Here is a 13,495-nt window from a genome sequence, read left to right as displayed (position 1 = left end):
GGAAAGCCGTGGTCGACACCAAGATCCCACCCGGTACCGGCGCGGACCCGACCGGCAGCCCTGCCGGGAAGAGCACCGCGCCGGTGAAGGCAAGCAAGCGGGCCTGGGCGACCGCGGCTTCAGGACGGACGGCGGCACTGCTGGTGTCGCCGACCCTCCTGGTGCTCACCGTCGTCGTCCTCTACCCCACCATCATGGCGATCAGAGAGTCGCTGTACGGGACCAAGGGCCTGGACCCGAAGACCGGCTTCATCAGCGACACCGAGCCGTTCGTCGGCCTGCAGAACTACGCCGACATCTTCGGCCAGGCCGGCGACCGGTTCTGGAACGCCTTCTGGAACACCACCTTCTTCACCGTCGTCACCGTGGGCCTGGAGACCCTGATCGGCGTCGCGATGGCGCTGATCATGCACAAGGCGTTCAGTGGCCGGGCCCTGATCCGCGCAAGCATCCTGATCCCCTGGGCGGTGCCCACGGCCATCTCCGGCCTGCTGTGGCGGTGGATCTTCAACAGCGACGGCATCGCCAACGCCCTCATCGGCCACCAGGTGCTGTGGACCACCGAGGGCTTCCACGCCAAGGTCGCCGTCATCATCGCCGAGGTCTGGAAGACCTCCCCCTTCATCGGGCTGCTGGTCCTGGCCGGCCTGCAGGTCATCCCGAAGGAGGTGTACGAGGCGGCCCGGCTCGACGGAGCTGGACCGCTCGCCCAGTTCTGGCGGATCACCCTGCCCCTGGTCAAACCCGCCCTGCTGGTCGCCGTGCTCTTCCGCTGCCTCGACGCACTGCGGATGTTCGACCTGCCCTACCTCCTGATCGGAGCCCAGAAGAACTCCGTGGAAACCCTCTCGATGCTCGCCCAGAACGAGGCATCGAACGTCCGCTTCGGGCCGGCCGCCGCCTACGCGGTGCTCCTGTTCGTCTATGTCTTCCTCATCGCGCTGGGCTTCGTCCGGCTCCTGGGCGCGGACCTCGTCGGTGACGTGGGCGGGCCGGCCGGGCCCAAGCGCAAGATCAGGCTCCGGCGCACCCCGGCGCCCAAGAGTGCGGAGGTTGCGGCGTGACGTCGACCGCGAAATGGCGAAGCTGGCTGCTCTACCTGGGCGTTGCCGCCGTGGTGGCCTACTGCCTGGCCCCCTTCTACTGGATGCTCGTCTCCAGCCTGCGCCGCAGCGCCGACATCTTCGACACCTCGCTCCTGCCGACCTCGGTGTCGTTCGAGAATTACCGGGCGGTCTTCAGCCCCTCCCAGGGCTTCGGACAAGCCCTGCTCAACAGCCTGATCGTCTCCGGCATCACCACCGCACTGGCGCTGCTGCTGGCGACGTTCACCGCCTACGCGATGGCCAGGCTGCAGTTCCGGTTCAAGCGGCTGATCCTCACCCTGATCATCGCCACCTCGATGTTCCCGGTCGTCTCGATCGTGGTCCCGCTGCTGAAGCTGTTCACCGACATCGGCTGGATCAACACCTATCAGGCGATGATCGTGCCCAGCATGTCGTTCGTGCTGCCGCTGGCGGTGTGGAACCTGACCACGTTCTTCAAACAGATGCCCGACGAACTCGAAGAAGCCGCGATGATCGACGGCTGCACCCGGGGCCAGGCGTTCCGCAAGGTCATCATCCCGATCGCCGCACCGGGCATCTTCACCACGGCGATCATCAGCTTCATCGCCGCCTGGAACGAGTTCCTCATCGCCCTGTCGATGACGAACAAGCAGGACATGCAGACCGCGCCGGTCGCCATCTCCAAGTTCACCGGCGCCACCCAGTTCGACATCCCCTTCGGCAGCCAGATGGCCGCGGGCGTCCTGGTCACCGTCCCCCTGGTGATCATGGTGCTCGTCTTCCAACGCCGCATCGTCGCCGGACTCACCGCGGGCGCGGCCAAGTAACTCCCCGGCCGCCGCACCGCACTCTCCCCCACTCTCAAAGGACCTTCTCGCACCATGTCCTCCACCACGCCCTCGCCCTGGTGGCGCAGCGCCGTCATCTACCAGGTCTACATCCGCAGTTTCGCCGACGGCGACGGCGACGGCGTCGGCGACATCGCCGGCCTGCGCTCCCGGCTCCCCTACCTCAAGGCGCTCGGCGTGGACGCCCTGTGGATCAACCCCTGGTACAAGTCCCCGATGGCGGACGGCGGCTACGACGTCGCCGACTTCCGCGCCATCGACCCCCTGTTCGGCACCGTCACCGACGCCGAACAGCTCATCGCCGAAGCCCACCAGCACGGGATCCGCATCATCCCCGACATCGTCCCGAACCACACCTCCGATGAGCACGCCTGGTTCCAGGCGGCACTGAACGCCGGCCCCGGCAGCCCGGAACGCGAGCGTTACGTCTTCCGGCCCGGACGCGGCCCGGACGGCGCCGCCCCGCCCAACAACTGGGTCTCCTGCTTCGGCGGGCCGGCCTGGACCCGCCTGCCCGACGGCGACTGGTACCTCCACCTGTACGCCCCCGAACAGCCCGACCTCAACTGGCAGCACCCCGACGTCCACGCCGAGTTCGAGTCCATCCTCCGCTTCTGGTTCGACCGGGGCGTCGACGGCTTCCGCATCGACGTCGCCCACGGCCTCGTCAAGGACCCCGAACTGCCCGACCTGCCCCCGCACCCCAACACGGCAGACGGGCAGCCCCTCCACCACGCCGAGCACCCGCACTGGGACCGCGACGAGGTCCACGACATCTACCGCGCCTGGCGCAAGGTCGCCGACGAGTTCGAAGGCGACCGGGCCTTCGTCGCCGAAGCCTGGGCCGACACCCCCGAACGCCTCGCCGCATACGTCCGCCCCGGCGGCCTGCACACCGCCTTCAACTTCGACTTCCTCATGGCCAGCTGGGACCCCAAAGACCTCCGCACGGTCATCGACGACTCCCTCGCCATGCTCAGCGGCGTCGGCGCCCCCGCCACCTGGGTGCTCTCCAACCACGACGTCATGCGCCACACCAGCCGCTACGCCCGCCAGACCGTCGCACGCTGGGTCCCCAACGAGCGCTACCAGCCCCAGGGCACCGCCGACCTCGACCTCGGCACCCGCCGCGCCCGCGCCGCAGCCCTGCTCATGCTCGCCCTGCCCGGCGGCGCCTACATCTACCAGGGCGACGAACTCGGCCTCCCCGAAGTCGAGGACCTGCCCGAGGCCGTCCTCGAAGACCCCATCTGGGAACGCTCCGGCCACACCGACAAAGGCCGCGACGGCTGCCGCGTGCCGATCCCCTGGTCCGGACAGGCGGAGCCGTTCGGCTTCAGCCCCGACGACGCCTACGCCGCACCCTGGCTGCCCCAGCCCCCGAACTGGAACCAGCTCACCGTGGAGGCACAGACCGGCGACGACACCTCGATGCTGGAGCTGTACCGCACCGCCCTCCACCTTCGCCGCGAGAATCCCGCCCTCGGCGACGGCACCATGACCTGGCTCGACACACCCGCCGACGTCCTCGCCTTCCACCGCGACCCCGGATTCGTCTGCGTCGTCAACCTCTCCGCGGAGGCGTACCCGCTGCCCGACCACAGCTCCGTCCTGCTGGCCAGTGGTCCCGTCGAGGCCGGCACTCTGGCGCCGGACCAGGCGGCCTGGCTCAAGGTATAGCGCCCTCCGGGGGTACGCCCCCTCAATCGCCAGGGCCTCTCCGGTGTAACTCCCCGCCGACCGGAGGGGCCCTGGCCCGTGTGGACAACGGACGGCTTCAAACCCTGCCCATAACGACGCCTCCTCCTGATCCGGTCCCGGCGTGCTCGGCGGTCCTGTCACGCGAGTACGGCGCGGCAGCCTGTACCGCACGGTGATCGGCCTCTTGAACCGCGGACTGCTCGCGGCAGGGCGTCGCGGGCGGCGGTCATCGGGACCGGACCGGCACTGATCGCCCCGTGCGGCGCGCCCGTGCGGCGACACGGAGAAGCCCCACCACGCCGGTGGGGCTTCGCTCCGCGTCTCCCGGCGCGCGTGGCCGCAGGCCACAGGCCGCGCGTCCGCCTACGCCGGGTCGTCCACGGGCGCGCGCTGTCCGGGGAGCGACGGCTCGCGGCGGCTGTCGGACCAGGCCGCCCACAGAGTGGCGTAGCGGCCACCGGCCGCGACCAGTTCCTCGTGCGTGCCCGTCTCCACGACCCGGCCACTGTCGAGGACGACGACGCGGTCGGCGGTGGCGGCCTGGGGGAGGCGGTGCGCCACCATCAGGCCGGTACGGCCCTCCAGGGCGCGGAGCGCGGCCGACTCCAGGACGCGGGCGCCGGCGCTGCCGGCGTCGGCGGTGGCCTCGTCCAGGATGGCGATCGGCGGGTCCGCGAGGACGAGGCGTGCCAGGGCGAGATGCTGGGTCTGGGTCACCGTGAGCCGGTGGCCGCCCTCGCCCACCACGGTGGCGAGCCCGTCGGGCAGTGCCTCGACCCAGTCGAGCGCGTCCACCCGGGCCAGCGCGGCGCGCAGCTCCTCGTCCGTGGCCCGCGGCCGGGCCAGCCGCAGATCCTCGGCCAGGGGGCCCGCGAAGACGTGAACCTCCTGACTGATCAGGGTCACGGCGCGCCGGACCCCCGCCGGGCCGAGCTCCCGGGTGTCGATCCCACCGATCTCGATCGAACCGCCGGTGGCTTCGTGGACGCCCGCGACCAGCTTCGCGAGGGTGGTCTTCCCGGCGCCGCTCGCGCCCACCAGCGCGACCCGCTCGCCGCTGCGGACCTCCAGGTCCACATCGCTGAGGACCGGGTGGCCGTCGACGTACGCGTGGCGGAGTGCGGAGACCTTGACCGAGCCGTCCACCGGCACGGCACCGTTCTCGGGAGCCGTCTCGGGCTCTTCCGGCAGGCTCGACACACCCACGAGACGGGCCAGACTCGCGCCCGCGGACTGGGCGTCGTCGATGAGGAAGAGCGCGGCGTTGATGGGGTTGAAGAGGCTGTGGAAGTACAGGGCCGCCGCGGTCGCCGTGCCGATGCTCACCGAGCCGTCGTCCACCAGGAGGAAGCCCGTCACCATGACCGCCGTCAGCCCGATGAACTCGCCCGCGTTGAGCCGGGAGAAGAAGCCGGAGACCAGCCGTATCCCGCGCAGCGCGAGGTCGACGGCCTCCCGGGAGCGCCGCTCCAGCGCCTGCGCGTGAACGTCGGACAGCCGGAACGCGCGTACGGTGCGGACGCCGCCGATGCTGTCGAGGAGCTGGTGCTGGAGGGCGCCGCCCGCCACCCGGTGCCGGGCGTACACGGAGGCGGCCCGCGGGATGTACCAGCGGACCGTCAGGATGTGCACCGGCACGGCCAGCAGTACGGCGGCCAGGAAGCGCCAGTCCAGCACGGCGAGGCCGGCCAGCGTCAGCACGATGGTGAGAAGTGCGGCGGCGAACTCGGGCAGGGCCACCCGCACCGCCTTCGCGATGACGGTGACGTCGCCGGTCACCCGGGAGGTCAGGTCCCCCGACCCGGCCTGCTCGACACGGCCGAGGGGGAGACGCAGCGCCCGTCCGACGAACCGCTCGCGCAGGTCCGCGAGGACGGTCTCGCCGAGGCGGGCCACGAGGGAGTGCCCGATCGCGGTCGCGACGCCCCGGGTCACGGCGACCGCGACGAGCAGCACCATCGGCACGGTGAGCGCGCCGGTGCCGCGGTGCGCGACGACCAGGTCGACGACGCGTCCGAGCAGCGGGGCGGTCAGCAGACCGATGCCTGTTCCGATGACGAGTACGGCGAACGCGAGCACGGTCAGGAGCCGGTGCCCTCGCAGCAGCGCGCCGACGGCGGCGAGCGTCTGGGCGCCGGTCGCGGTGGGCAGTAGCTCGCGGTCGGCGACGCGTTCGCCGGTTCCGCCCGCGGGAGTTCCGCTCATCTCGCGTCCTTCGCCGTTCGCGTCGGGGTCGTCGCCGACCGGACGGCCGGTCTTCGTGGTGTCCGTCATGCCAGTACCGCCGAGCGGTACGCCTCGTGCGTGGCGACGAGTTCGGGGTGGCGGCCTTCGGCCGTCACGGTGCCACCGTCGAGCATCACCACGCGGTCGGTCGCGGCGAGCAGCGCCGGGCTGGTGGTGACCAGGATCGTCGTACGGCCGTCCCGGAGTTCGCGCAGCCGGGCCGCGATACGTGACTCGGTGACGGTGTCGACGGCGGTGGTCGGGTCATGGACGACGAGCACCGAGGGGTCGGCGGCGAGCGCCCGGGCCAGCGCCACGCGCTGGCGCTGGCCGCCGGAGAGGGAGCGGCCACGCTCGGTGAGCACGGTGGCCGTGCCATGGGGCAGGGCACGAGCGACGTCATCGGCCGCCGCAGCGGACAGCGCGGGGACGAGGTCGGCTTCCTCGGCGTCCGTTCCGGCCCTCACGTTGTCGAACAGGCTGCTCTCGAACAGGTCGGCGTCGTGGTGGGCGACCAGGATCGCCCGGCGGGCGCTGACGGGATCCAGTTCGGTCAGGGGTACGCCGTCGAGTTCGACGGCGCCCTCGGCGGGGTCGAGTTCGCGGCCGAGGCAGAGCAGAAGGTCGTGGGCCACCGCCGGGTCCTTGGCGACGACGCCGACGACGGAACCGGGGACGATGTCGAGGTCGACGCCGCGCAGTGCGCCGTGTCCGAGCCCGCGCAGCCGGACCCTCCCGGCCACCGGGTACGCGGGCACCGCCTCGCCGGCCGCCACGGCGGGCGGCGAGGCGAGCACGTCCGCGATCCGGTCGGCGGAGGCGCGGCCCAGCGCGAACTCGCCGTTGACGTAGGTGAGCAGTTGGAAGGGGCCGAGCAGGTACTGGGCGAGTCCGACGGCGGCCACCAGTTCGCCCACGCTGATCGTGCCGCGCATGGCCAGGTGAGCTCCGGCGATTCCGATGGCCGCGATGAAGATTCCCGTCAGGGCGAGGATCGCGCCGTCGTGCCAGGCCCGGCTCTTGGCGGCCCGCAGCGCGGCGGCGAGGGACTCCTGGCTGGTGCGCCGGTAGCGGGAGACGGCGGCCGCCTCCGCCCCGATGCCCTTCAAAACCCGCAGGCCCGCGACGAGGTCGGCGGCGACACCGGAGGCGTGCGCGGCGCGTTCCTGTTCGATCTCGCTGCGCTGTTCGAGGGGTTGGCTGATGCGGTGGCCCAGCCAGAGCAGGGGCGGGACGCCGAGGAGGATGAGCAGACCGAGCGGTACCGAGACCCTGAGCAGCATGACCGCGCTGACGATCAGGCCGGCGAGCGCGGACACCGCGTACGGCACGGCTGCCGCGACCGCTCCGACGCGGGTGGCGTCACCGGTGGCCACAGCCGTCAGCGCGCCGGGGAGCCGGCCGGTGTCGGCGCCGCCGCGGGGGTCGAGCACGCGGGTGCCGATGGCAAGGCGAAGCTCGTGCGCCGCGAGTTCGCCGGTGCCGTCGGTGATGCGGGCGGCGGTGCGGTAGCACGTGGACAGGACGAGGAAGAGGACAGCGAGGACGAGCAGCCAGCGCAGGAGTGAGCCGGCGTCGCCGGTGGCCACGGCGCTGTCGATGATCACGCCGATGACGACGGGGACGAGGGCCTCGCAGCCCTGGTGCGCCATGCCGAGGAGCGAGGCTCCGGCGATGCGGCGGCGCTGGTCCCTGATCATGTTCCGGAGGATGCGGCCCCCCGTCGGCCCTGCCTTGATCGGTCCCCCCACGGGCATCCGGCAACCTCCGCGAAGATGGATTAGTTAGGTGAGGCTATCTTAAGCAGGTGTCCGGTTGTGTCGGTCGGCCCGTGTCCCTCATGCCCCGTTCCGGCCGGGCGGTCCACGCGTTGACCGCGTGCTGGACACTCGGTTAGCCTCACCTAAGTTGGGCCCTGCTGTCCATGCGTCACCCTGTCCTGATTCCTACTCACGCGAGCCGCCACCAGGGGGAGTTGTCGTTGTCGGTCGAAGCTCAGGCGGAACCCGGGAGCAGGGCCGACACCCCGGCCGTACCGCAGACCCGACGGTCCGTGACCGCGCTCCGCGGCGCGGGACTCCTCCTCACTCTGGGCGCGCTCTTCCTCGTCGGGCTGCTCAGCGTGTGGGTGGGCACCCGGGGCATCCCGTTCAGCGCGACCTGGAGCCTGCTGTGGCGGCCTGACGGCTCGGAAGCCTCGGTCATCATCCACGACTACCGGGTCCCCCGGACCCTCCTCGGACTCCTCGTCGGTGCGGCCCTCGGTCTCTCCGGCGCGCTGATGCAGTCGCTGACCCGGAACCCGCTCGCCGATCCCGGCCTGCTCGGAGTGAGCCTCGGCGCGTCCAGCGGAGTGGTCGTGGCCATCGCCTTCCTCGGTGTGGGCAGCGTCCTCGGCTACGTCTGGTTCGCCTTCCTGGGCGCGGCGCTGGCGTCCGTGCTCGTCTACGTGCTGGGCTCCTTCGGACGCTCCCTGGCGACCCCGGACCGGCTCGTGGTCGCCGGTGCGGCGGTGACGGCGGTGCTCTTCGCCCTCAACTACGCCGTGCTGCTCCTGCACCCGCGCGCGTTCGACCAGTTCCGGTTCTGGACGGCCGGGGCCCTGGCCGGCCGGAACATCGACGTCGTGCTCATCGTCCTGCCGTTCGTCGTGGTGGGTCTGCTCCTCGCGCTCGGCCTCGCCCCCGCGCTGAACGCCCTGGCCATGGGCGACCAGATGGGGCGCGCGCTCGGCGTGAACGTCGGCCGGTCCCGGGCGCTGGGGCTCGTCGCCGTCATCCTGCTGTGCGGCGCGGCGACCGCCGCCGCGGGCCCGATCGGCTTCGTGGGCCTGGTCGTACCGCACGTCGCCCGATTCGTGGTGGGCACCGACCAACGGTGGGTGTTCGCGTACTCGATGCTGTTCGCGCCCGTCCTGCTGCTCGGGGCAGACGTCCTGGGACGGGTGCTCGGCGCCCCGGGCGAGATCGAGGTCGGCATCGTCACCGCCTTCCTCGGGGCCCCGCTGTTCATCGCGCTGTGCCGTCGCCGAAAGCTGGTCATGCTGTGAGTGCCGTACGGGAGGCAGGGGCCCCCGCCCCCGACCCGCGTCCGATCCCCGCGACATCCGCCGCCCGCCCGGCGTCCCCGGCTGCGGCGCCGTCCCGGATCGTCACCGGGACAGTCGTCCGTACGCGCAAGGGCGGGCTGTCCCTGCGGGTCCATGGCCGCGTTCTGGTCGTGACGGCCGCCCTGCTCTGCGCGCTCGTGCTGGTCATGGGAGTCGCCCTGACGACCGGTGACTTCGAGCTGTCCGTCGGCGAGGTGGTCAAGGCCCTCACCGGCAACGGCTCCGGGGCCGCCGACTTCATCGTGAACACGCTGCGCATGCCCCGGCTGCTGACCGCCCTCTTCGTCGGCGCGGCCCTGGCGGTGAGCGGAGCGATCCTGCAAAGCCTGACCGGCAACACGCTGGGCACGCCCGACATCATCGGCTTCACCAACGGCTCGGCCAGCGGCGCCCTGCTGGTCATCGTCGTGTGGCACGGCAGCATGACGCAGATCGCGCTCGGCGCGCTCGCCGGCGGTCTGGCCACCGCCGCTGCCGTCTCCCTGCTGCTGCTCGGCCGCGGCCTGCAGGGGTTCCGGCTGGTGGTCGTCGGCATCGGTGTCAGCGCCCTGCTGCTTGCCCTCAACTCGTACCTGATCACCCGGGCCAGCTGGCAGGAGGCGCTGGAGGCGCAGGCGTGGCTGGTGGGAAGCCTGGGGAATCGCGGCTGGGTCCACGCGAACACCATCGGCCTGGCCGTGCTCGTCCTGCTTCCGCCCGCCTTCTTCCTCGCCCGCCGCCTGTCCATGGTGGAGATGGGCGACGGCATCGCGACGGCGCTCGGTGTCAACGTGACGCGCACCCGTGCCGCCCTGCTCGTCATCAGCGTCGCCCTGGCCGCGTTCGCCACGGCGGTGACCGGCCCCATCGTGTTCATCGCGCTCGCCGCACCGCAACTGGCCCGCGGGCTGACCCGTTCGCCCGGTCCGGGGCTGGTGTCCTCCGCCCTCATGGGCGCCCTGCTGCTGGCCGTGAGCGACCTGGCCGTGCAGCGCCTCTTCGCGCCCGCGCTCCTCCCGGTGGGAACGGCGACCGGGACCATCGGCGGGCTGTACCTCATCTGGCTGTTGATCACCGAGTCGCGAAAGAGCCGCGCATGACTGGACCGAACACGCCGACGCCGCGCCTGCGCGCCGAGGACCTCACGCTCTCCTACGACCAGCGGACGGTGGCCAGTTCCCTCGGGGTCGACATCCCCGACCGTTCGTTCACGGTGATCATCGGGCCGAACGCCTGCGGCAAGTCCACTCTGCTCAAGGCGCTGGCGCGGATGCTCAAGCCGAAGGCCGGTCAGGTCTACCTCGACGGGCAGGCCATCGCCTCGTACCGCTCCCGCGAAGTGGCCCGTCGGCTCGGGCTGCTCCCGCAGTCGTCCAACGCGCCGGGTGGCATCACCGTCGGCGACCTGGTGGCGCGCGGCCGTTATCCGCATCAGCGACTGCTCAAGCAGTGGTCCGCCGAGGACGAGGAGGCCGTGGCGGAGGCGATGCGGCAGACCGGCGTACTGGAACTCGCCGACCGGCCGGTGGACGACCTTTCCGGCGGCCAGCGCCAGCGCGTCTGGCTCGCCATGGTCCTGGCCCAGCAGACCTCCATCCTGCTGCTGGACGAGCCCACCACCTTCCTGGACATCGCGCACCAGGTCGAGGTGCTGGACCTGTGCGCCGAGTTGCACGCCCGCAAGGGCCACACGGTCGTGGCGGTGCTGCACGACCTCAACCAGGCATGCCGCTACGCCAGCCACCTCATCGTGATGCGGCCCGGCGGCACGATCGCCGCCGAGGGCGATCCGGCGACCGTCATGACCGCCGAGCTGGTGGAGGACGTCTTCGGGCTGCCCTGCCGGATCATCTCCGATCCGGAGACCGGCACACCGCTGATGGTGCCCGCCGCACCCAAGCGGTTCGAGCCCGAGGACGAACCGAAGACCGGCGACGCCCCGGACGCCACCGGCACCGACGTCGTGCTGGCCGAGACCCTCTAGCGACGGACGGACCGCCCATGATGCTCTGCACGAGGCTGACGAACGCGAACATCCTCACCATGGACCCGGATCACCCGGTCGCCCACGACCTGGGCATCTGGCGTGGCCGCATCGTCGGTCTGGACGAGGCCGTGACCTCGCTGCCCGCCCGGGAGGTCGTCGACCTGCAAGGGGCCACCGTGCTGCCCGGGTTCATCGACAGCCATGTGCACCTGTCCTGGACGGGCCTCAAGGCCCGTACGCCCAGCATCGCAGGCCTCACCCGTGTCGACGACGTCCTCGCCGCCGTGGAGGACGCGGTCTCCCGCACGGGCGCGGCCGGCGCCTGGGTCAGCGTCGGCGGCTACGACCAGCGGGCCCTGGGCCGGCATCTGACCGCCACCGAACTCGACCGGGTCAGCCACGGCCGCCGGATCTTCCTCATGCACGACTCCGGCCACGCCTGCGTGGTCAACACAGCCGTGCTCGACATGCTCCCGGCAGACGTCCCCCACGAGGACGGTCTCCTCGTGGAGAGCGCCATGGGCGCCGTACGGCGGCTGCGACTGCCGTACTCACAGGCCGAACTCGCCGACGCCATCGAGCACGCCGGTCGCGTCTGCCTCGCGGAGGGCATCACGGCCTGCGCCGAGGCCGGCATCGGCGCGGGCCTGCTCGGCCACAGCCCCGTCGAACTCGGCGCCTACCAACTCCTCCGCGACGAGGGCCGGCTGCCGCTGCGGGTCCAGCTCATGCCGGGCGGCGACACCCTGAAGCAGGCCGGCGCCCACGAGCACGACGGCATCCCGCGCGCGCTCGACCTAGGCCTGCGCACCGGCTTCGGCGACGACTGGCTCTCCATCGGCGCGCTCAAGATCTACACCGACGGCGGGATGATGGCGCGGACGGCCGCCCTCACGGAGCCGTACGAGGGCATGGACCACACCGGGCAGCTCCAGGACGACCCCGAGCGCCTCACCGACCTCATCGTGGACGGCCATCTCGGCGGCTGGCAGCTCGCCGTGCACGCCATCGGCGATCGGGCGGCCGACCTCGCCCTCGACGCCCTGGAGCACGCGCAGAAACTGCGCCCCCGCCCCGACGCCCGCCACCGCATCGAACACGCCGGGCTGATCCGCCCCGACCAGCTCCCGCGCTTCGCGCGCCTGGGCGTCAGCGCCGTCGTCCAGCCCACGTTCCTGCACTCCTTCGGGGACGACTACGCCGAGGTGATGGGCGCGAAGCGGGCGCCCTGGATGTACCGGGGCCGAGGATTCCTCGACCACGGGGTGACGCTCGTGGGCAGCTCGGACCGGCCGGTCACGGACGGAGCACCCCTGCGGGCCATCCAGTTCATGGTCGAGCGTGCCTCCGCCTCCGGCCGGCTGATCGGGCCTGACGAGACCATCACCGTCGAAGAGGCGCTGCGCGCCTACACGGTCGCCGGCGCGTACGCCTGCCGGTGGGACGACAGCGCGGGCAGCCTCACCCCGGGGAAGCGCGCCGACCTCGTCGTGCTGGGAGACGACCCTCGGCATGTCGAGCCCTCCCGGATCAGTGGCATCGAGGTCGTGACGACATTCGTTGACGGGCATGAGACGACGGAGGCGGGAAAGCTGTGAGCGGTCGGACGAACGTCCTGGAGCGGTTCTCCCCGTTGTGGGAGGCACCCGCCACCCCGCCGCGCTGGGTGATCTGGCAGGCGGGCGTGGACGAGTTCATGGTCTTCGACCGGGAGTTGAACATTCCGGTCTATGTGGACGACGCGGTCCTCGAGGAGGTCCTGCGCCGGATGCGTGAGGCGGGGGCACCGGAGAACCGCGACTATCCCGGTCGGCCGTGCGGGAAGTGACGGCACCGGCCGCACCGGGTACGGAGCCGTCGGCTTGGCTCAGAGGTTAGGTTAGGCTACCCTAACTTTGACTGTTTCACCGGGGTCACGCGGCCATCCGGCATCCCCCTGGGCTCCGTCGGGGAGCCCCCGTCCGCGCACGGTGGAACCTGAGGAAGGAACGCCTTGATCACGGCCACGCTGCCGCCTGCCGCGCTGCTGCCCCTCGCACCCCACTCGCCCGGCATCCCCGCGTTCTCCGTGCGACCAGCGCACCAGGACGACGGACCCGCCCTCGCCGCCCTCTCCCAGCCGTTCGTTCGGACGGGAGCGCTCCGCGAACGCCCGCTCTCCCTCTACCTGTCGCAGGCGTCCGACTTCCTCGTCGCCCAGGCGCCCGACGGAACCCTCGAAGGCTGCGTCGGGCTGCACGAACACCCCACCGCCGGCGTGCTGTACAACTTCTGCGTCGCCCCTCATCGGCAGGGATCGGGAATGGGCGGCCGACTGCTGCACGCCGCGTTCGCCAGGGCTCGGAACCGCTCGCTGGGGACCCTGTTCACGGCGACGACCGGCAGCGGCCGGCTCTTCCTCCGCCACGGTTTCGTGCCGGCCCGCCCGAGCCTGGCGCCGGCCACCTGGGCGCGGTCCCTGGACCCGGACCGCAACGCCCGCGTCCTGGCCCGCGCCCTGTAGACGGCGAGGCGCGGTCTTACGTGTCCATCATGACCGTCCGCCGGCGCTTCCTGAGCGGGGTGACGCCGCCGGCGC

At 71.7% G+C, this 13,495-nt stretch carries 11 protein-coding genes; 9 read left to right on the top strand and 2 right to left on the bottom strand.

Translation table 11 applies throughout. The annotated features are described in order from the left end of the window. Positions 1 to 8 precede the first annotated feature (8 nt). Genes ALMP_RS12960 through ALMP_RS12950 form a run of 3 tightly spaced genes read left to right on the top strand, consistent with a single transcriptional unit; the run spans position 9 to position 3,595 of the window. Positions 9 to 1,064, top strand: a complete 1,056-nt coding sequence (locus ALMP_RS12960; RefSeq protein WP_264927209.1) for a carbohydrate ABC transporter permease — start codon at positions 9 to 11, stop codon at positions 1,062 to 1,064. Then, a complete protein-coding gene (locus tag ALMP_RS12955) occupies positions 1,061 to 1,894 on the top strand; it encodes a carbohydrate ABC transporter permease (RefSeq protein WP_264927208.1) in 834 nt (277 codons plus the stop codon). Before ALMP_RS12960 ends, ALMP_RS12955 begins: the two co-directional genes overlap by 4 nt. 54 nt (positions 1,895 to 1,948) lie before the next feature. Then, on the top strand, positions 1,949 to 3,595 hold the full coding sequence (locus ALMP_RS12950; RefSeq protein ID WP_264927206.1) for a glycoside hydrolase family 13 protein: 1,647 nt from the start codon (positions 1,949 to 1,951) through the stop codon (positions 3,593 to 3,595). 384 nt (positions 3,596 to 3,979) lie between these two features. Here ALMP_RS12950 and ALMP_RS12945 read toward each other — a convergent pair whose 3' ends face one another. Then, positions 3,980 to 5,821 (bottom strand): ABC transporter ATP-binding protein, encoded by a 1,842-nt coding sequence (locus tag ALMP_RS12945; RefSeq protein ID WP_264927464.1) that lies wholly within the window; start codon positions 5,819 to 5,821, stop codon positions 3,980 to 3,982. A 65-nt stretch (positions 5,822 to 5,886) separates the two neighbouring features. After that, on the bottom strand, positions 5,887 to 7,542 hold the full coding sequence (locus tag ALMP_RS12940; RefSeq protein ID WP_264927203.1) for an ABC transporter ATP-binding protein: 1,656 nt from the start codon (positions 7,540 to 7,542) through the stop codon (positions 5,887 to 5,889). A gap of 281 nt (positions 7,543 to 7,823) precedes the next feature. Here ALMP_RS12940 and ALMP_RS12935 point away from each other — a divergent pair, with 281 nt between their 5' ends. The 6 genes from ALMP_RS12935 (at position 7,824) to ALMP_RS12910 (ending at position 13,420) form a co-directional block, all read left to right on the top strand. Then, entirely contained in the window at positions 7,824 to 8,891 is a 1,068-nt protein-coding gene (locus tag ALMP_RS12935) for an iron ABC transporter permease (protein WP_375803474.1), read from the top strand. Next, positions 8,888 to 10,030, top strand: a complete 1,143-nt coding sequence (locus ALMP_RS12930; RefSeq protein WP_309299465.1) for an iron chelate uptake ABC transporter family permease subunit — start codon at positions 8,888 to 8,890, stop codon at positions 10,028 to 10,030. The genes ALMP_RS12935 and ALMP_RS12930 overlap by 4 nt, the downstream gene beginning before the upstream one ends. Beyond that, positions 10,027 to 10,914 (top strand): ABC transporter ATP-binding protein, encoded by an 888-nt coding sequence (locus tag ALMP_RS12925; protein ID WP_264927199.1) that lies wholly within the window; start codon positions 10,027 to 10,029, stop codon positions 10,912 to 10,914. The genes ALMP_RS12930 and ALMP_RS12925 overlap by 4 nt, the downstream gene beginning before the upstream one ends. Positions 10,915 to 10,934: 20 nt before the next feature. Next, positions 10,935 to 12,515: an amidohydrolase gene (locus ALMP_RS12920; protein WP_264927460.1), complete on the top strand. Its 1,581-nt coding sequence runs from the start codon at positions 10,935 to 10,937 to the stop codon at positions 12,513 to 12,515. Next, positions 12,512 to 12,745, top strand: a complete 234-nt coding sequence (locus ALMP_RS12915; RefSeq protein ID WP_264927197.1) for a hypothetical protein — start codon at positions 12,512 to 12,514, stop codon at positions 12,743 to 12,745. Before ALMP_RS12920 ends, ALMP_RS12915 begins: the two co-directional genes overlap by 4 nt. 165 nt (positions 12,746 to 12,910) lie before the next feature. Further along, entirely contained in the window at positions 12,911 to 13,420 is a 510-nt protein-coding gene (locus tag ALMP_RS12910) for a GNAT family N-acetyltransferase (RefSeq protein ID WP_375803473.1), read from the top strand. The last annotated feature ends 75 nt before the right edge of the window (positions 13,421 to 13,495 follow it).

The organism is Streptomyces sp. A012304 (genome assembly GCF_026008495.1).
Classification (GTDB): Bacteria; Actinomycetota; Actinomycetes; order Streptomycetales; family Streptomycetaceae; genus Streptomyces.
The sequence above is the reverse complement of the archived record's forward strand: the minus strand, read 5'-3'. Positions and strand labels throughout refer to the sequence as shown.